We start from the raw sequence: 19,270 nt of genomic DNA, 5'->3' as shown, positions 1-19,270 counted from the left end.
ATTAGAATACAATGTATTTTTCAGGATTAACCGGCCGTCCTCTGTGCCAAAGTTCAAAATGGAGATGCGGACCGGTAGTGAGCGTTCCGCTATTCCCGACCAGAGCAATTGCTTCACCGCCTTTCACAGTATCTCCCTCACGCTTCAGCAACGAACCGCAATGTTTATAGACTGATACAAAATCCTGGTTATGCTGTACCTCGATCAGGTAACCGGTTTCGGCCGTATAAGTACTCAATATGACTGTACCGTCAAGGGTAGCCAGAACACTTTCATTGGGATTAGCGGCAATATCGGTTCCAAAATGTTTCTTCTCAGCATTAAAATGATCGGATATCATACCACGGGTCGGACGATAGAAAATCAATCCGTTCACATCGGGCTGAGAGGTAATAGAGGTCAGATTATATTTTTCGGTCTCTTCATATTGGCGACGGAAAGCTTCTTCGCGTTCGGAACGGGCTATCAACGAATCTTCACGCATAGTGGTCAGTGAATCCATTGACTGTACGGTATCCACCCGCACTGTTCCGCTGAAAATATCTTGTATATTCATGATATACATATTCTGACGGTCCACCAACTGTTGCAAAGAATCCACCCGCAAGGCATTCTCTACAACCTGCGCACGAATATCACTGTTCATATATCCCGGCAAATAGTTGCGTAAAGGGGTGAAAGTGATAATGGCAGCAGCAAACAGGAAAAGCAGGGTCAGAACCGAAAGTAACACGGAAAGCCCGTTCAACTTGGATACATGAAGTCCCACCACCTCTTCGAGCGTATTCTCGTTGATGATAGTGAGTTTGTACTTGAACTTAATATTGTTCCAAAAAGCTTTACTGCGTTTCTTTTTCGGCATTATTATAGGATATAGCGTACAAATGTAAGCATTTCGCTTTACTTGCCGCCTGTTTCTTTATGCTATTTAACTTTCTTCATCATCGCACTCGTCCAAAGACAGCAGGCCCTCGGGCAAATCGACTGTAATGATTTTGTGTTTCTGGTCAATACCGGCTATAAATTCTTCCTGTGCCGGAATCAGCAGTTCATCTCCATCCCGGTCCACCACAAACAAAGTGTTAACGGTAGATGTATCTACGTCTGTCACCTCACCTAAAGCACCGTGGTGAACATCTTCCACCCGAAAACCCACAAAAAAGCTCCATGACAGTTCTCCCGGTTCGGCCTCTTCTACATGCTCCACCGGGAAATAGACTTCCACATTGGTAAACATCCGGGCACGTTCGGCCGTATCCACCCCTTCAAGTTTTACCAAAGCGGTAGAGTCGGACCGAAAACGGTACTCTTCTATAAAAAAGGGAACAAAGATATCATCCAGCCGGCAAATCAGGTAATCGCAGTCCACCCGGTCAAAAATATCATCCGTAAAGGTAAACGACAATTCTCCGTGGATACCATGCGGTTTATTGAATAATCCGATCTTATATACGTCTTCTCTTCTTATCATATGCGTGTGATTCTGGCTCCGATGGCATTCAGACGCCCTTCAATGTTTTGATATCCCCGGTCGATCTGCTCAATATTATGGATCCGGCTAATGCCTTCGGCACTCATCGCAGCGATAAGCAAGGCGATACCGGCACGTATATCGGGAGATGTCATATTGCCACCCCGCAAAGTAAATCCATGATTATGACCGATAACGACTGCACGGTGCGGATCGCAAAGAATGATCTGGGCCCCCATATCAATTAACTTATCCACAAAGAAGAGGCGGCTTTCGAACATCTTCTGATGAATCAGCACACTCCCTTTCGCCTGGGTAGCCACTACCAGCATGACACTCAACAAGTCCGGAGTCAGCCCCGGCCAGGGAGCATCGGCAATGGTCATAATAGATCCGTCGATAAAAGATTCGATTTGATAACAGTCCTGAGCCGGTACATAAATATCATCTCCTCTTTGTTCGAGCTTAATGCCCAACCGACGGAAACTTTCAGGAATAATGCCTAAATTCTCGTAAGAGACATTCTTAATGGTTATTTCGCTACGGGTCATTGCAGCCATACCGATGAAACTGCCTACTTCAATCATATCCGGCAATACAGTATGATCCGTTCCATGGAGTTCGTCCACCCCTTCAATCGTCAGCAGGTTTGAAGCTATGCCGCTAATTTTTGCTCCCATCCGGTTCAACATTTTACAAAGCTGCTGCAAATAAGGTTCACAAGCGGCATTATAAATCGTAGTCATCCCTTTGGCAAGCACGGCAGCCATCACTATATTGGCTGTTCCGGTAACAGAGGCTTCATCGAGCAGCATATAAGTACCTTTCAGCTCTTGTGCCGAAATCTCGTATACCCCACGTTCTTCATTATAAGCAAAGTCAGCTCCCAGGTTCTGGATCCCCACAAAGTGCGTATCCAATCGCCGACGACCGATTTTATCTCCGCCCGGTTTGGATATCATTGCTTTGCCAAAACGGGCAACCATCGGTCCGATCAACATCACCGATCCCCGCAGGCTGGAACATTTCTTCAGGAATTCATCGCTCTCCAGATAAGCGAGATCTACATTTTCAGCTTTAAAGCTATATGAATCGACACCTGTCTTCGCCACCGTTACTCCCATATCCCGCATCAATTGAATCAGGTTATTGACGTCCAGAATATCCGGGATGTTATTTACTGTCACTTCTTCGGCGGTAAGCAACGTAGCGCAGATAATCTGCAACACTTCGTTTTTGGCACCTTGCGGATGAATGTCCCCACTGAGCCTGTGTCCTCCTTCGATTACAAATGAAGCCATGTTTTAGGTGATTAGTGGTTAATGATTAATGATAATAATCTCCTTGCTTAGAATTTTCTTCTCTGATTATTATTTCTCTGGTTATTGTTGTTATTCGTACGCGGACGATAATTCTGGGCAATACGTTCAGACATCAAACGCAAAATCTCGTCATCCATCTGCAATTTACCTCCTGAGAATTCAGCCAGATCTTCAGCGATCTTCCGGTCGTCCACCGTATCTTTGTTCCAAGCCATATAATCTTTCTTCATGTGATTGCAGATAAGGGCTACCAGATTCTTCTTTTCGTCCCCTTCCGGAAACTCACATGCCTTTTTAATCAACACTTCCAGTGTACGGCCATAGTGGCGATAACGGATCTTAGTGCTCGGATAAGGAATCGAATCGGGTTTCGTCACCAGATTGTCCTTGCGGATAATCTCGTAAGGATAGTCTATATCCAGCTTAAAGTCTGACATAATGGCCAGATGATCCCACAGCTTATGTTTGAAATCGGGTACATCTCTCAAATGAGGAAACATGTTACCCATGATATTGATAACGGTATTGGCACAACGCTGGCGTTCGGAACGGTCTTGTATAGTCAATGCAAAATCGACCATATTCTGGATACTGCGCCCATATTCGGGCAGCGGCATTCTTTTCTGTTGAGTATTATACTGCATGTAGTTAAATTTTAATTTGAAAATAGAAAATCCAAAGGGTTGAAAAGTATCAAAGTAACTTCTTGGGTTGGGAAGCCACAAACTCTTTCAGATAGAAGGGCTCAAAATAAGCCACATCTTTATAATCATTAATAGCAATCGCTTTTTCGGCAAGTGGAAACATCATCTTTGCCAATGGATGGATGTCGTCAATAAAATGCGCGTTGGGATGCGTAATCTTTTCACGGCACTTTGCTGCCCCGTTCCCAAAGAAATAAACCGGGTGCTTCTCTAAAAACTCAAGATAAGAATTTTCGTCTACAATGTCGGCTGAAATCTCACGCCTCACATTCAGCGCACGGTCGTATATAGCCGCATATACCTCCATTCTCCGGGCATCGATCATCGGACAAATCAGTGCGTCTTCGGGCAATTCGTGATAAAGCAATACCGGTACACTCAGTACCTCCAGTGTAGGAATACCGATTAACGGGACATTACGCCCGTAACAAATGCCCTTTGCCATTGAAACACCGATACGTAATCCGGTATACGATCCGGGACCGCAACTGACGGCAACCGCATCCAACGGAATAGCATGACTATCGATGAAAGACAATGCTTCATCTACAAATACTCCCAACGAAACGGCATGTGAAGGCCCCTTAAGGTCCTCTTTCACAAAAATATTCTGCCCATCTTCACTCACAGCTACCGAACAAACAGCGGTAGAGGTTTCAATATGTAGGATACACGACATAATAATCAGATTATTAAATTGACGCAAATTTACATGATTATTTTCAGATTACCGCACCGAGATATAAATAAAGCGCATTTCCATTCAAAATCATTGCATTAAATTAAGTTTTTGCGTACTTTAGCAGACTATTTTATACAAGCAAAAGATAAATATAACAAGTTTTAAAATTAGAGATGAAACAGGCATGCTACTATATAATGCTGTTATTATTTGTAGAGTTGGCAGGTATCCCGACGACCGTACAAGCTACAGAATCAAGCGAAACGAAGCATTTTGCCGTTTTGTCAAATGACAGCCCGGCAGAAAAGTACAGTGACTACGGTACATCTGCAAAGGGGAAGTTCCTTCCCGACAGTTGTTACCTGTCACTCACTCAAGCACAAAAAGAAAAAGCACTCGCACGGCATGACTCACTAATCCGCAGCATAGAAGCAGGAAAAGCTCCGGAAAACATCAACATCGTCGAAATTTACCAGAACAGAGGGCATCTGTTGCGTTGTCTTCACCGATATAAAGAGGCTTGCGCAGCCTACGACCGATCAATGATCGTTTCCGACTCACTAATTAAGAAAGAGTATGGTGCACAGGTCGACTCCCTCCGCCAGAAACATGATGTAAATACATTATTACTTGAAAAAATAAATTTGCAGTCAGAAAAGCGTCAGGTAGCTTTCATCTTTGCCCTATGCATCTTGTTCATAGCTATCTGCATCAGCTTATATTACTACCAGACACTGGCCAAGACTCAAAGACTTCAAAAAGAGGTATTGCAACAGAGCATCAAAGCACAGGAGAGCGAAGAGGTGAAAGCATCTTTTATCAAATCCATCTGTCACGAAATACGTACACCGCTCAATTCTATCAACGGCTTCTCCGAAATATTAAGCGATGATTTCTCTACTCCCGAAGAACAAAAGGATTACCAGCTTATTATTCAGGAAAACACCCGTCTGCTCACCTCACTGCTCCATAGCCTGGTAGAAGTGGCCAATCTGGATAGCCTGACAGCAAGTCTCACACTGAAACCTATAGAAATAAACCACTATTGCCGTCTCGAAATGCAATATCTGGAAAAAACGGAAGGAAAACCGGAAATAGATTATCAACTCAATTTACCGGAGAACGATTATAAAGTCTATGCCCACCCACAATATCTCAGCTTATTGCTCCGGGCTTTGCTGAACAACGCCAATAAGTTTACGACTCAGGGGTTCATCAATCTCAGTTGCCGGAAAGACAGCAGACGGAAGATGCTGATGGTCAGTGTTACAGATACGGGATGTGGAATACCGACGGACAAGCACGAATATGTTTTCCGGCGCTTCACCAAACTGGATACTTTCAGGCAAGGAAGCGGATTGGGACTTTACCTTTGTAAACTGATCATCAGGCACATGCAAGGAGATATCTACATTGACAAGACGTATACGAAAGGATCCCGCTTTATATTTACCCTACCGATGGAGAACGCTAAGAAATGAAAAAGAAATACTACATCTGGATTATATTGCTATTCATTGTAACAATATCCCAAGCCGCCCCTTCGATCAAGGACAGTTTACAAAACATACTGCAAAAAACGAAAGAGCCTACTCAACGTGCCGAATTACTAATCAATATATTAGACCTGTCCGATTCCTCACCCGATGAATTGGAAATCGCCCGGAAAGTTTATACCGAAGGGAAGAAAGCGGACGATAAAATGGCCATCGGCGCATCTCTCAGCACACTCACCATTCACTATATGCAGGATCCGGAAAAGAAAGATTCACTTACCCTTCTGCTGAACGAAGCAGAAAAGTTGCTGGAAAACTCAGATGAAGAGGGACTTGCCACCTATTACAAAATGACTTATAAAGCCCGGCTCCTGCAACTTGCTCCCCGGGAAGAAAGGATAAAAGTCTGCAACCGGATACAGCAGGAACTGAACGACCGGAAAGAGTCGGAAACGCCTTATGAAAAGGCCGAACGTCTATTCCTCACCGGAGTGATCCATTATCTGTTAATGGCTATGACCGAAAATATAGATTATAAAAACGCCCTCCCCTATTGGGAAGAAGGATGGAATTTGGCAGAGGGTTTTCCACCTACTGCCCGCAAAAACTTTACAGGCAATCTATATATCATGCTAAGCGTGAGTTACCGCAGTCTGAAAGACAGCAAACGCCTGATGGAAGTATCTAACCAGTACTTGCAAAGACTGGATGAATATTTCAGTCGGGAAGATGTAATCCGCCGGCGCCCTTACTTCTACAAAAACAGTTTATATGTGCTGTGCTACCAGCAACTGATGCTAAACCATCAATTGATAGGGCGGCAGAAAGCACATGAATATTATCTGCGTTATTGTAACTACGTCCGTCACGGAAAAGGAGATGCCCTGTTACGCAATAAACTTTTTTTCTACGATTTAAGTCAAAGTTATTTCAGTAGTCTGGGCGAATATCCACAAGCACTCGCCTTTTGTGATTCACTGATCCAGATGGTAGAAACCGGTAAGGCTATCAATACGGCCTCGGTGACGCACTATAAGACCAAAGCCAAATTACTCCGGGAAATGGGACGTGCCGAAGAATCCTGTCAGGTTTACGACCGGGCTATGTTTCTGGCCGATTCACTGACCCGTAAAGAACAACTCGGCGAACTTGGAGAAATACAGGTAAAAAATGAAGTCGCACAACTGGAACTGGAAAAAGCGGACATTATTACCCGAATCAGGAACATTGCTTTTTACAGTACCATCCTACTGACTTTCGTTGTCATCGGCTTTACTGTTTATCTTTCAATCAACCTGAAACGTACCCGCAAACTACAAAAAGAGTTGCTACGCCAGACCCAAAAGGCTCAGGAAAGCGAACGAATGCAATCGAACTTCATCCGGTCGATGTATAACGATGTGCACATTCCTCTCAATCACATCAACAAACAGACTCAACTGATAGTAGGCACTTCACTTTCGCCCACCCAAAAGGCAGAATGTTCGGAACAGATAAAAAAGAGCTGCCAGCAATTGACTTCGCTATTGGATGAAATGCTCGAAAAGGCTTACCACGAAAGTTCAGCAGAAGCAAAAGATGCTCCGCCGGACCACGGCTCTTTCATTTAACAACCGCCTTCCTCCCTTGTCCCCCCCACAAAACCCTCCATTCGCACACAACGATGCGGAAGCAGCGCTTCGTTGTTTCTTTTTTAAGAAAGAATCCGACCGGCTATTACCGGAGAAGTGTAGTAGATTAACCATTGTCATACAACTCTTTATCCCATCCCGCATACCTGGGCTGATAAGCCCACATACCCGGGCTGATGAGCCCGCATACCCAGGCCGATGAGCCCGCATGCCCGGGCTGAGATAAGGATCCGACCATTTGCACTAAAGAGAGTAAGGGAAATGAAATGCTTTTAGAGAGATTAACGGATAAGAAATTGGACATATCCATTTGTTTTCCAAACCGTTACTGCTGAAATATCCCCTAAAACAGCGGGTGGAAGATGGAAGATGGGGGTGGAAGATAAATGGCATAAAAACCGCATCTTCCACCAATATACACATCTCACAATCAACGACATGCATTCTCAAAGGTGGAAGATGGAAGATCGAAACGTGTTTTTTGTATGAGAGGAAGGCGGAGTAAATGAAAGAGCCGTGCCGCCCGATTAAACAAAATGTCTTTTTTATCCATTTACAGCGGTTATCTTAAAATTATCCCGTATTTTTGCACAAAACTTTTGGTAATATGATACAATCCATGACGGGATATGGCAAAGCAACTGCCGAACTTCCCGATAAGAAGATTAATGTAGAGATAAAATCGCTCAATAGTAAAGCGATGGATTTGTCGGCACGAATCGCACCGGCATACCGTGAAAAAGAGATGGAACTCCGCAATGAAATTGCACGTGTGCTGGAACGTGGAAAAGTTGACTTCAGCCTCTGGGTGGAAAAGAAAGAGTGCGCAGAAGCCGCCACTCCCATCAACCAGGTATTGGTAGAAGGATATTATAACCAAATCAAAGCTATCTCCGAAAACCTCCACATTGCAGTACCCACTGACTGGTTTCAGACTCTGCTCCGCATGCCGGACGTGATGACACGTACCGAAACACAGGAGCTAAGCGAGGAAGAATGGGGAATAGTATATGCAACCGTCAAGGAAGCTGTTTCACATTTAGTAGATTTCCGTAAGCAGGAGGGTGCCGCCCTTGAAAAGAAGTTCCGTGAAAAGATTGAAAACATTCATCGTTTACTTGAATCGGTAACACCTTATGAAAAAGAACGGGTGGATAAAGTTAAAGAACGAATCACAGATGCGCTGGAAAAAACACTGAGCGTAGATTATGATAAAAACCGTCTTGAACAGGAACTGATTTACTACATCGAGAAACTCGACATCAATGAAGAGAAACAACGCTTGAGCAACCACCTGAAATATTTCATCAGTACCCTTGAAAACGGTAGCGGACAAGGTAAAAAGCTGGGATTCATCGCTCAGGAAATGGGACGTGAAATCAATACGCTCGGCAGCAAATCGAATCATGCTGAAATGCAAAAGATTGTGGTACAGATGAAAGATGAGCTGGAACAGATCAAAGAACAAGTGCTGAATGTGATGTAACAACGACAGATTATGAATTTAACAGAAAAAATAACTACCCCACCTCAAAAGGGTGAAGCCAAAGTCATCATCTTTTCTGCTCCTTCCGGATCGGGCAAGTCGACAATTATAAACTATTTGTTGGGCCAGCAGCTGAATCTTGCATTCTCCATTTCAGCTACCAGCCGTCCGCCACGAGGAAATGAAAAGCATGGAGTAGAATATTTTTTCCTCACTCCCGACGAATTCCGCCAACGCATTGCAAACAATGAATTTCTGGAATACGAGGAAGTTTATACCGATCGATTTTACGGAACTTTAAAAGAACAGGTAGAGAAACAGCTTGCTGCCGGCCAGAACGTAGTGTTCGATGTAGATGTGGTGGGCGGTTGTAACATAAAAAAATTCTATGGTGACCGTGCACTTTCACTTTTTATCCAGCCCCCTTGTATCGAGGAGTTACGTCGCCGCCTGATCGGGCGTGGCACAGATGCTCCCGAGGTCATTGAGAGTAGAATAGCCAAAGCCGAATATGAACTAAGTTTCGCTCCGAAATTTGACAAAGTAATCATCAATGATGACCTGGCAACAGCCAAGGCACAGGCATTAAAAGTGATTAAAGAGTTTCTGGGTATCGATGCGGAATAAGATCTGTGTTCTCTTATTTGTGATTATAGCATATGGAAAAAACTAAAACCGGAATCTTCAGCGGCTCTTTCAACCCGATACACATCGGACACTTGGCACTTGCCAACTATCTGTGCGAGTTTGAAGGGCTGGATGAAGTTTGGTTTATGGTCACTCCGCACAACCCCTTCAAAAAGCAAGCAGATTTATGGTCTGACGAGCTGCGCCTGCAACTGGTACAGCTTGCTATTGAAGGATATCCACGATTCCGTGCATCCGATTTTGAATTTCATTTACCTCGTCCCTCCTATACTGTCCACACACTCAACCGCCTGAAAGAAGTATATCCCGAAAGGGAATTCCAACTGATTATAGGCTCTGACAACTGGAAAGTATTTGACCAATGGTTCGAATCGGAACGTATTGTCTCAGAAAATAAAATACTCGTTTATCCTCGTCCCGGTTTTCCGGTAGATGCCTCACAACTACCCCCGAACGTACACTTAGCGCATTCTCCGATATTCGAAATCAGTTCCACCTTTATCCGTCAAGCTCTGGCTGCCGGAAAAGATGTGCGCTATTTCCTTCACCCGGCTGTGTACACGAAAATCAAAGCTATTCATTCCGCAAACGATGCAATGTAATCATCACAATTTCGGCCGGTGCCCCAATACGGATATTCTTGTTTGAAGTACCGATCCCATTGGTTACAATCATCGGAATTTTAGCTGAATTATATTTCAATCCTGTCAGGAACCGACTGCCATAATGCGAAGGAATGATGGGAGCATAGCCAAAAATACGTACCTGCCCTCCATGCGTGTGTCCGGCCAGCACCAAATCAGAATTAGCGACAGACACATCTTCGGCATAATCAGGAGTGTGTACCAACAGAATCACAAAATCCGATGAAGAGAGGGACAGAGTAGGAGAAACACCGTTATTGGCAAGATCAAACGGGTTACGTACACCGGCCAGAATAATCTGCTCACCATTACGCCTCAACGTGTCAAGCTGATGTTCAAGAGGGCGCATGCCATAACGCTTCATTTCACGGATAATCTCATCATGACAACGTTCATAGTCGTTATTTCCCATCACACCATAAGTACCCAACGGTGTTTTCACTTTAGCCAATGCCGCAAAAAGTTCGGGTACAAACTGACACCCTTCCTGGTAATCACCTCCCATCAACAATACATCGGCATGCTGTGCGTTAAGCAAACGTACCAGACTCTCCAGCCCTTTCTCCTTGAAAAGGCTTTTATAATGCAAGTCCGAAATAAAGGCGATACGGAAACCATCAAAGGCTTCGGGAACATCACGATGGGTGAACTCGTATCTTTTCACCCGGTCGATCCCCGGATAAACAGAAGATACACTGACAGCAGAACTGGTGATATTTGTTCCCCGGGCTACAACAGGCGGAATCGAACGCATTATCCCGGAAGAGGCAACCTGCCCCTTTTCTGCTGCTTTCCGTCTGGCAGAAAGTTTTTTGAGTCCGGAAGTATCAGGAGCAAACAACCGGGCCACTACATCGGAGCTGTCCGGACGAATGGAATCGGTATTCAATACCGGACGGGCAATCGGAGAAACCAGGTTTTTCTTTGATTTACAGGACGAAAGCAGCAATAAAAGTGCCGCCAATAAGTATATTGTTTTCTTCATATTCTCTAATATCAGGAGCGCAAAGATAGGCAAAAAAGCAAAAATATACATTTTTTTGCCCTATCTTTGTTCTCTTGAAACGAATTATATAGAAAAAGAGAATGGAAGAAGTAAGACGGAACTCGTTACAGGCATGGATACTTGCTGCCCGTCCCAAAACATTGGCAGGTGCCATTACCCCGGTAATGATTGGTTGTGCATTGGCTTATGCCGACGGAAAATTCAGTTGGATACCGGCATTAATCTGTTGTTTGTTTGCCGGCTTAATGCAGATTGCCGCCAATTTTATCAACGACTTATTTGACTTTCTGAAAGGTACCGACCGGGAAGACCGCCTCGGTCCGGAACGTGCTTGTGCACAAGGCTGGATTTCGGCGAACGCCATGAAGAAGGGCATATTCATAACAGTAGCCCTCGCCTGCCTGATTGGTTGTAGCCTCCTATTATATGGCGGCTGGGAATTGATCCTTGTAGGTGCGCTATGTGTATTATTTGCTTTCCTGTATACCACAGGTCCTTACCCGTTATCCTACAAAGGATGGGGAGACGTATTAGTCATCGTGTTTTTTGGTTTTGTCCCGGTAGGCGGTACTTATTATGTACAGGCCCTCAACTGGACACCGGACGTTACGGTTGCTTCATTGGTGTGCGGACTGATTGTAGATACATTACTGGTAGTTAATAATTACCGGGACCGGGATGCCGACCGGAAAAGCGGGAAAAAGACGGTTGTAGTTCGTTTCGGTGAACCTTTCGGAAGATATTTCTATCTGTTGCTCGGCATCATAGCCGCTTGGCTCTGTTTCTGGTTTTTATTCAGCGGACATTTATATGCGACTCTCCTACCTCAGTTTTACCTGTTTTTTCATATCCGGACCTGGAGAAAGATGGTACAGATACACAGCGGTAAAAAGCTAAACAGCATATTGGGCGAAACTTCGCGAAATATGCTGTTTATGGGGATCCTATTATCAATAGGACTGATTATAAACGGTTAACGTTTGCTATACATCCGTTCGTAATATTTCTGATAATCACCGCTGGTAACTTCTTCTACCCATTCCTGATTATTCAGATACCATTCAATTGTTTTCACAATGCCCACCTCGAATTTTGTTTCGGGATACCATCCCAAGGCATTGGTGATTTTCGTCGGATCGATAGCATAGCGCTGGTCATGACCCAGACGGTCCTTTACAAACGTAATCAAGTCTTCATTGATCCAGTCAACCGAGATTTCACCATCGGCATTCTTTTCTTTCTTCTTCAATACTTCACGATATTCGGGATGTTCCGACATCAGGCGGTGAATCGTCGCAATGGTCAACTTCACTATCTCAAGATTTGTTTTTTCGTTATGTCCACCCACATTGTACACTTCACCTTCCAGTCCTTCACGAACTACCAAATCGATAGCCTTGCAATGATCTTCTACGTACAGCCAGTCGCGCACATTGCTGCCATCACCGTACACCGGAAGTTTCTTGCCCTCAAGAATATTCTTGATAATAAGCGGAATCAATTTCTCCGGGAAATGATAAGGACCGTAATTATTTGAACAGCGGGTGATGGTCACCGGCATCTTATACGTATCATGATAAGCCATAACCACCATATCGGCACTGGTCTTCGATGCACTGTAAGGGCTATGCGGACAGAGTGGAGTTGTTTCATGGAAATACCCCTCAGCCCCCAGCGAACCGTAAACTTCGTCGGTGGATACCTGATGATAGCGTACTCCTTTACGCCAGGTAGGATACCCGTATTCATCCTTACCGGTCACCCATGCACGACGTGCCGCATCCAACAGGTTTTGTGTTCCCAAAATATTGGTCATCAAGAACAGTTGAGGATTCTCAATGCTACGGTCTACATGACTTTCGGCAGCAAAGTTAACTACATAGTCAAATTTATACTCACCAAAAAGACGGTCAGCCAGTTCACGATCACAAATATCACCTTTTACAAAAAAGCAACGTTCGTTATCAATGTCGTTTGCAATTGTTCCGAGATTTCCGGCATAAGTCAGTGCATCGAGCACTACCACTTTGATATCGCTGTGTTTAGCCAGAATATACTTCAGATAATTGGCACCGATAAATCCGGCAGCACCGGTTACAAGATAAGTTTTCATATTCTTTATGATTGATTTATTAATTTGCTAAGTCTATCAGATATTTACCATATTCGGTTTTTCCCAACTTCTCGCCCAGAGCTTTCAATTGGGATGAAGAAATCCATCCGTTACGCCAAGCTATTTCTTCAATACAGCTCACATAAAACCCCTGGCGGTTCTGAATAGTGGCTACAAAGTTGGATGCCTCAAGCAGGCTGTTGCAGTTTCCCGTATCCAACCAGGCAAAACCGCGCCCGAAAAGTTCCACTTTCAGCGTTCCCTCACCGAGATATAATTTATTCAAATCAGTTATTTCATATTCCCCCCGGACAGAAGGTTCCAGAGCAAGTGCCTTTTCCGTCACCGTGGCATCATAAAAATAAAGTCCGGGTACCGCATAGTTACTTTTAGGTACAGCCGGCTTTTCCTCTAACGAAATCACCTTTCCACTTTCATCGAACTCCACTACTCCGTAAGCACGAGGATCTTTCACATAATATCCAAAGATACAAGCTCCCTTCTCAAGAGTAGCCGCCCGGCGAAGCATGGCTGAGAAACCCTGCCCATAAAACAAATTATCTCCCAATATCAGGCAACCCGGTTCGCCATCCAGAAAGTCAGCTCCCAATACAAAAGCCTGAGCAAGTCCATTCGGCTGTTCTTGCACCCGATATGAAAAGGACATTCCAAACTCCTCACCGGTACCCAGAAGTTCACGGAACAACGGCAGGTCACGGGGAGTAGAGATAACCAGCACTTCCCGTATTCCGGCCAACATCAATGTAGAAAGCGGATAGTATATCATCGGCTTGTCATACACCGGCATCATTTGCTTCGATATGGCTTTTGACAACGGATAGAGTCGGGTGGCACTGCCACCGGCAAGAATAATTCCTTTCATATTTTGAACATTATGAGTTACGGGCTACAGGTTACATACTGTAATAAACAATACATAAGTATCTCGCACAGTTACTTGTAATTTGTAGCACATTGCTTATGGCTTACATCTCTCAAACCTGTGACAAAGAACGGAAAGAAATCTGACGTGACAAAATAAAAATACAAATTTATTAACCGGCCAGTTCAATCACTTCCAAATCCTTGAACACACCATTATCTATGGCAAAACGGACCATTGTACGTACTTTATGAAATCCGGACATTCCCGCAGCACCGGGATTGATATGAAGCATGTCCAGTGTCTTATCATATTTTACCTTTAATATATGCGAGTGTCCGCTGATAAACAACTTAGGTGGATGCACCAATAAGCTTCCCTTGACAGACGGGTCATAATTTCCAGGATATCCCCCGATGTGCTTCATCAGCACTTCGGCACCGTCCACCGTAAAACGATTCACCTGAGGAAACATCCGGCGAATTTCCTGCCCGTCAATATTACCATACACAGCACGGAAAGGGCGGAAAGCCGCCAATTTCTGCGCTACCTCCACTGAACCAATATCTCCGGCATGCCAGATTTCATCGCAAGTTTCAAAATATTGCAAGTATTTTTCGTCCCACCAGCCGTGTGTGTCGGACAATAAGCCAACTTTTGTCATACTTTCTTTGTTTATCTCTGCAAAGGTAACTATATTTGGGCAAACCTTATATGCAAATGGGAAACAAATACCAATACTTTAAGAGAGATATCAGTTGGCTGTCATTCAACTACCGGGTACTTCTGGAAGCTGATAACGATCGATTGCCACTCTACGAACGTATCAATTTTATCTCTATTTATTCTTCCAACCTGGAAGAATTTTATAAAATCAGAGTAGCCGACCACAAAGCTGTTGCCTCCGGCGTAACAGAAGGATCAGAAGAATCCCAGCAGTCAGCCAAGGTTTTGCTGGAAGAAATCAACAGGGAAGTGAACCGGCAACTGGAAGACCGTATCCACATTTATGAAAAGAAAATTATACCTGCATTACGCAAAAACCATGTCATTTTTTACCAAAGCCGTAACGTTGAGCCTTTTCACCAGCAGTTCGTAAAAGACTTTTTCCGCGAAGAGATATTTCCCTACTTGCAACCGGTACCGGTATCCAAAGACAAAGTGATCTCTTTTCTACGCGACAACCGGCTCTACCTGGCTGTCCGCCTGTTTCTGAAAGACACAAAGAAAGAAGATGCCAACCATTTGCAATACTTTGTAATGAAACTGCCATATAGTAAAGTGCCCCGTTTCATCGAACTGCCCAAACATGGGAAATATTATTACCTGATGTTTATCGAAGATATTATCAAAGCCAATATCGGTGTCATCTTCCCGGGCTACGAAGTGGACTGTAGTTATTGCATCAAGATATCGAGAGATGCCGACATCATGATAGACGATACCATCAGCAGCGTCGATTTGGTGGAGCAAGTAAAGAAAAAGATTAAAAAACGCAAGATAGGTGCCGTATGCCGTTTTGTATATGACCGTGCCATGCCTGACGATTTTCTGGACTTTCTGGTAGATGCCTTCCGAATCCAACGTGAAGAGTTGGTACCGGGAGACAAACATCTGAATCTGGAAGACCTGCGCCATCTGCCCAATCCCAGCCATTCTATTCCCCGGATGGAGAAACCTGTACCGATGAAACTGAACCGGCTGAATGATAAGGAGTCTATTTTCAGTTACGTAGAAAAGAAAGATCTGTTATTATACTACCCTTACCACTCTTTCGACCATTTCATTCATTTCCTTTACGAAGCCGTGCACAATCCCGAGACCCGGGAGATCATGGTGACGCAATATCGGGTAGCGGAAAATTCGGCTGTCATCAATACCTTGATTGCCGCGGCACAGAATGGCAAGAAAGTAACGGTATTTGTAGAACTCAAAGCCCGCTTTGATGAAGAAAATAACCTTGCCACTGCCGAAATGATGAAAGCCGCCGGCATCAATATCATATATAGTATACCGGGACTGAAAGTTCACGCCAAAGTGGCCCTTATACGTCGCCGTAGTTTCAACGGAGAAAAGATTCACAGCTATGCTTACATCAGTACCGGCAATTTCAACGAAAAGACAGCAACGCTATATGCGGACTGCGGATTATTCACCAGCAATCCGGTCATCGTACATGACCTTACCAACCTCTTCCGTACCTTGCGCGGCAAAGAAAATCCCAAATTCACCCGGCTGCTCGTGGCCCGTTTCAATCTGATTCCCGAACTAAACCGATTGATCGATAAGGAGATCGAACTGGCCGAGAAAGGAAGAGGCGGCAGGATCATTCTGAAGATGAATGCCTTGCAGGACCCTATCATGATCGACCGACTCTATGAAGCGTCACAAAGGGATGTAAAAATAGACCTGATTGTGCGGGGCATTTGTTGCCTGATCCCCGGACAGGAATACAGCCGTAACATACGTGTCACCCGTATTGTAGACAGTTTCCTGGAGCATGCCCGCATCTGGTATTTCGGTAACGCCGGACACCCCAAAGTATATCTGGGTTCACCCGACTGGATGCGCCGAAACTTGTACCGGCGAATAGAAGCCGTGGTGCCTGTCCTCGACAGTGAATTACGGGAAGAAATCGTCGACATGCTGCATATCCAGCTATCAGACAATCAAAAGGCCTGCTTCGTTGATGAAAAGCTGAATAACATATTCAAATTCAAAGCAAGTGCTGCACCGGTCAGGGCACAGTATACCTTTTATAATTACCTTAAAGAGAAGAATGAAACATTTCTGTAACATGTATGACATTTCTCTGCAATACGAAAATCCGTCCTTTGCAGCCAGAAATAACATACACATTTATGGAGACAATTTATCTATGTATCATTATCTTCCTATTCGTGCTTGCCGTATTCGATTTGATGGTCGGCGTAAGTAACGATGCGGTAAATTTCCTGAATTCGGCTGTCGGAGCGAAGGCGGCATCTTTCAAAACAATATTGTTTATAGCCGGTGCCGGCATCTTCATCGGGGCCTCCTTATCAAACGGCATGATGGACATTGCAAGACACGGCATCTACCAACCGGAACATTTCTACTTTGCCGAAATCATGTGCATCCTGCTTGCCGTAATGCTGACGGACGTCGTCCTGCTCGACGTTTTCAACTCAATGGGAATGCCTACCTCCACCACCGTTTCGATGGTATTCGAACTTCTCGGAGGTACTTTTGCCCTGGCACTGATTAAAGTGCACAACAGCGACACGCTGGGACTGGGAGATCTTATCAACACCGACAAAGCCCTGTCCGTCATCATGGCAATCTTTGTCTCAGTTGCCATTGCCTTCTTCTTCGGTATGCTTGTACAGTGGTTGGCACGTATGGTGTTTACATTCAATTATAAAAACAAGATGAAATACAGCATTGCCCTGTTCGGTGGCATTGCTTCCACTGCCATCATCTATTTCATGGTAATAAAAGGATTGAAGGACAGCTCGTTCATGACTTCTGAAAACAAGCAGTGGGTACAAGAAAATACAATGATGCTGGTAAGCTGTTTCTTCGTCATCTCTACCATCCTGATGCAGATATTACACTGGTTGAAAGTAAATGTATTCAAAGTAGTTGTCCTGCTGGGAACTTTTGCATTGGCATTGGCATTTGCGGGTAACGACCTTGTCAACTTCATCGGTGTACCTTTGGCTGGTTACTCTTCTTTTATGGATTATACAGCTAACGGAACCGCTGTAGGTCCTGATGGTTTCCTGATGACCTCACTGATGGGTTCAGCCAAAACACCGTGGTACTTCCTTATAGGTGCCGGAGCCATCATGGTATATGCCTTGTGCACCTCCAAAAAAGCACATGCAGTAATCAAGACTTCAGTAGACCTCTCCCGCCAGGATGAAGGAGAAGAGAACTTCGGAAGCACACCGATAGCACGTACCTTGGTACGCTTCAGCCTCACGCTTGCCAACGGCATTTCACGTATTACTCCCGAAAGCGCCAAACGCTGGATGGATACCCGCTTCCGGAAAGACGAAGCCATCATAGCCGACGGAGCAGCATTCGACCTGGTTCGTGCCTCTGTCAATCTGGTACTTGCCGGCCTTCTGATCGCCGTGGGTACTTCACTGAAACTCCCCCTCTCTACCACTTATGTTACTTTCATGGTGGCCATGGGTACTTCACTTGCCGACCGTGCCTGGGGACGTGATTCAGCCGTTTACCGCATCACAGGTGTGCTAAGTGTCATTGGCGGATGGTTCATCACAGCCGGAGCTGCTTTCACCATCTGTTTCTTCGTTGCTATGATCATCCATTTCGGAGGCAGCATTGCCATCATCGCACTGATCGGACTGGCAGCATTCACATTGATCCGCAGCCAGTTGATATACAAGAAGAAAAAAGAAAAGGAAAAAGGCAATGAAACCCTGAAACAACTGATGCAAGCTACAAGTAGCCACGAAGCCTTGTCGTTGATGCGCAAACACACACGTGAAGAACTGGGCAAAGTATTGGAATATGCAGAACAAAACTTCGAACTGACCGTCACATCGTTCTTACACGAAAACCTCCGCGGACTACGCAGAGCAATGGGATCTACCAAATTCGAAAAACAACTGATCAAACAGATGAAACGCACCGGGACTGTAGCAATGTGCAAACTGGATAATAACACCGTACTTGAAAAAGGACTTTATTACTATCAGGGAAATGACTTTGCCAGTGAATTGGTATACAGTATCAGCCGTCTGTGCGAGCCCTGCCTTGAACATATCGACAATAACTTCAATCCGCTGGATGCCATCCAGAAAGGTGAATTCGGAGATGTAGCCGAGGACATCACCTATCTGATCCAGCAATGCCGCCAGAAGTTAGAAACCAACAATTACAATAACTTTGAGGAAGATTTACGCCGTGCAAACGAACTGAACTCACAACTCTCACATCTGAAGCGCCAGGAGTTACAGCGTATCCAGAGCCAAACAGGCAGTATTAAAGTGAGCATGGTTTATCTGACCATGATTCAAGAAGCACAAAACGTAGTGACTTACACGATCAATCTAATGAAGGTAAGCCGTAAATTCCAAATGGAAACAGAAATCTGAAAACAAATATCCTCTTAAAATAAATAGGGCTGATTTCATTATTGAAGTCAGCCCTATTTATTTTAAGAGGATA

At 44.6% G+C, this 19,270-nt stretch carries 17 protein-coding genes; 8 read left to right on the top strand and 9 right to left on the bottom strand.

The features are described from left to right. Position 1 precedes the first annotated feature (1 nt). The 5 genes from JZY04_RS02105 to tsaB form a co-directional block, all read right to left on the bottom strand. On the bottom strand, positions 2 to 862 hold the full coding sequence (locus JZY04_RS02105) for a M23 family metallopeptidase (RefSeq protein WP_005821606.1): 861 nt from the start codon (positions 860 to 862) through the stop codon (positions 2 to 4). Positions 863 to 928: 66 nt separating this feature from the next. Beyond that, positions 929 to 1,471: a ribosome maturation factor RimM gene (rimM, locus tag JZY04_RS02100; protein ID WP_005808241.1), complete on the bottom strand. Its 543-nt coding sequence runs from the start codon at positions 1,469 to 1,471 to the stop codon at positions 929 to 931. Then, positions 1,468 to 2,772 carry a UDP-N-acetylglucosamine 1-carboxyvinyltransferase gene (murA, locus tag JZY04_RS02095; RefSeq protein ID WP_005808243.1) on the bottom strand — a complete coding sequence of 435 codons (1,305 nt, stop codon included), beginning with the start codon at positions 2,770 to 2,772 and terminating at the stop codon, positions 1,468 to 1,470. Before murA ends, rimM begins: the two co-directional genes overlap by 4 nt. Positions 2,773 to 2,819: 47 nt before the next feature. Beyond that, the gene (locus JZY04_RS02090; protein WP_005781202.1) at positions 2,820 to 3,437 is read right to left on the bottom strand and encodes a DUF4290 domain-containing protein; all 618 of its coding nucleotides are present in this window, start codon (positions 3,435 to 3,437) and stop codon (positions 2,820 to 2,822) included. 49 nt (positions 3,438 to 3,486) lie between these two features. Further along, complete coding sequence (gene tsaB / locus JZY04_RS02085) at positions 3,487 to 4,176, bottom strand: tRNA (adenosine(37)-N6)-threonylcarbamoyltransferase complex dimerization subunit type 1 TsaB (RefSeq protein WP_005808245.1); 690 nt, start codon at positions 4,174 to 4,176, stop codon at positions 3,487 to 3,489. Between the two features lie 176 nt (positions 4,177 to 4,352). Between tsaB and JZY04_RS02080 the strand changes: the two genes are divergently transcribed. The 5 genes from JZY04_RS02080 to nadD all read left to right on the top strand — a co-directional run bounded on the left by JZY04_RS02080 (position 4,353) and on the right by nadD (position 10,042). Continuing rightward, complete coding sequence (locus JZY04_RS02080) at positions 4,353 to 5,660, top strand: sensor histidine kinase KdpD (RefSeq protein WP_122142500.1); 1,308 nt, start codon at positions 4,353 to 4,355, stop codon at positions 5,658 to 5,660. Continuing rightward, complete coding sequence (locus JZY04_RS02075; RefSeq protein WP_122142499.1) at positions 5,657 to 7,285, top strand: histidine kinase; 1,629 nt, start codon at positions 5,657 to 5,659, stop codon at positions 7,283 to 7,285. Before JZY04_RS02080 ends, JZY04_RS02075 begins: the two co-directional genes overlap by 4 nt. Positions 7,286 to 7,913: 628 nt before the next feature. Next, positions 7,914 to 8,792: a YicC/YloC family endoribonuclease gene (locus JZY04_RS02070; RefSeq protein WP_005781209.1), complete on the top strand. Its 879-nt coding sequence runs from the start codon at positions 7,914 to 7,916 to the stop codon at positions 8,790 to 8,792. Positions 8,793 to 8,804: 12 nt separating this feature from the next. Beyond that, positions 8,805 to 9,419 (top strand): guanylate kinase, encoded by a 615-nt coding sequence (gene gmk, locus JZY04_RS02065; protein WP_050503154.1) that lies wholly within the window; start codon positions 8,805 to 8,807, stop codon positions 9,417 to 9,419. A 32-nt stretch (positions 9,420 to 9,451) separates the two neighbouring features. After that, positions 9,452 to 10,042: a nicotinate (nicotinamide) nucleotide adenylyltransferase gene (gene nadD, locus JZY04_RS02060; protein ID WP_122142497.1), complete on the top strand. Its 591-nt coding sequence runs from the start codon at positions 9,452 to 9,454 to the stop codon at positions 10,040 to 10,042. Here the strand turns inward: nadD and JZY04_RS02055 are convergent. Continuing rightward, positions 10,014 to 11,069, bottom strand: a complete 1,056-nt coding sequence (locus JZY04_RS02055; RefSeq protein WP_122142561.1) for a metallophosphoesterase — start codon at positions 11,067 to 11,069, stop codon at positions 10,014 to 10,016. The two genes, nadD and JZY04_RS02055, sit on opposite strands and share 29 nt — an antisense overlap. 101 nt (positions 11,070 to 11,170) lie before the next feature. Here JZY04_RS02055 and JZY04_RS02050 point away from each other — a divergent pair, with 101 nt between their 5' ends. Beyond that, the gene (locus JZY04_RS02050) at positions 11,171 to 12,067 is read left to right on the top strand and encodes a 1,4-dihydroxy-2-naphthoate polyprenyltransferase (RefSeq protein ID WP_005808253.1); all 897 of its coding nucleotides are present in this window, start codon (positions 11,171 to 11,173) and stop codon (positions 12,065 to 12,067) included. On the opposite strand, the gene rfbB is transcribed toward JZY04_RS02050, so the two are convergent. The 3 genes from rfbB to JZY04_RS02035 all read right to left on the bottom strand — a co-directional run bounded on the left by rfbB (position 12,064) and on the right by JZY04_RS02035 (position 14,750). Then, positions 12,064 to 13,203 carry a dTDP-glucose 4,6-dehydratase gene (gene rfbB, locus JZY04_RS02045; RefSeq protein WP_005821615.1) on the bottom strand — a complete coding sequence of 380 codons (1,140 nt, stop codon included), beginning with the start codon at positions 13,201 to 13,203 and terminating at the stop codon, positions 12,064 to 12,066. The two genes, JZY04_RS02050 and rfbB, sit on opposite strands and share 4 nt — an antisense overlap. 19 nt (positions 13,204 to 13,222) lie before the next feature. After that, a complete protein-coding gene (gene rfbA / locus JZY04_RS02040; RefSeq protein WP_005781220.1) occupies positions 13,223 to 14,086 on the bottom strand; it encodes a glucose-1-phosphate thymidylyltransferase RfbA in 864 nt (287 codons plus the stop codon). A 172-nt stretch (positions 14,087 to 14,258) separates the two neighbouring features. Further along, positions 14,259 to 14,750, bottom strand: coding sequence for a metallophosphoesterase (locus JZY04_RS02035; protein ID WP_005808255.1), 492 nt, complete (start codon positions 14,748 to 14,750; stop codon positions 14,259 to 14,261). A gap of 56 nt (positions 14,751 to 14,806) precedes the next feature. Between JZY04_RS02035 and JZY04_RS02030 the strand changes: the two genes are divergently transcribed. Continuing rightward, positions 14,807 to 16,882 carry an RNA degradosome polyphosphate kinase gene (locus JZY04_RS02030; RefSeq protein ID WP_122142496.1) on the top strand — a complete coding sequence of 692 codons (2,076 nt, stop codon included), beginning with the start codon at positions 14,807 to 14,809 and terminating at the stop codon, positions 16,880 to 16,882. A gap of 65 nt (positions 16,883 to 16,947) precedes the next feature. Next, positions 16,948 to 19,197, top strand: a complete 2,250-nt coding sequence (locus JZY04_RS02025; protein WP_005808257.1) for an inorganic phosphate transporter — start codon at positions 16,948 to 16,950, stop codon at positions 19,195 to 19,197. Positions 19,198 to 19,270 lie beyond the last annotated feature (73 nt).

Origin of the sequence: Bacteroides sp. 11BF (assembly GCF_019633765.1) — a bacterium.
Lineage (GTDB): Bacteria > Bacteroidota > Bacteroidia > Bacteroidales > Bacteroidaceae > Bacteroides > Bacteroides hominis.
Note: the sequence above shows the minus strand (reverse complement) of the source record. Positions and strands in the feature narration are given on the sequence as shown.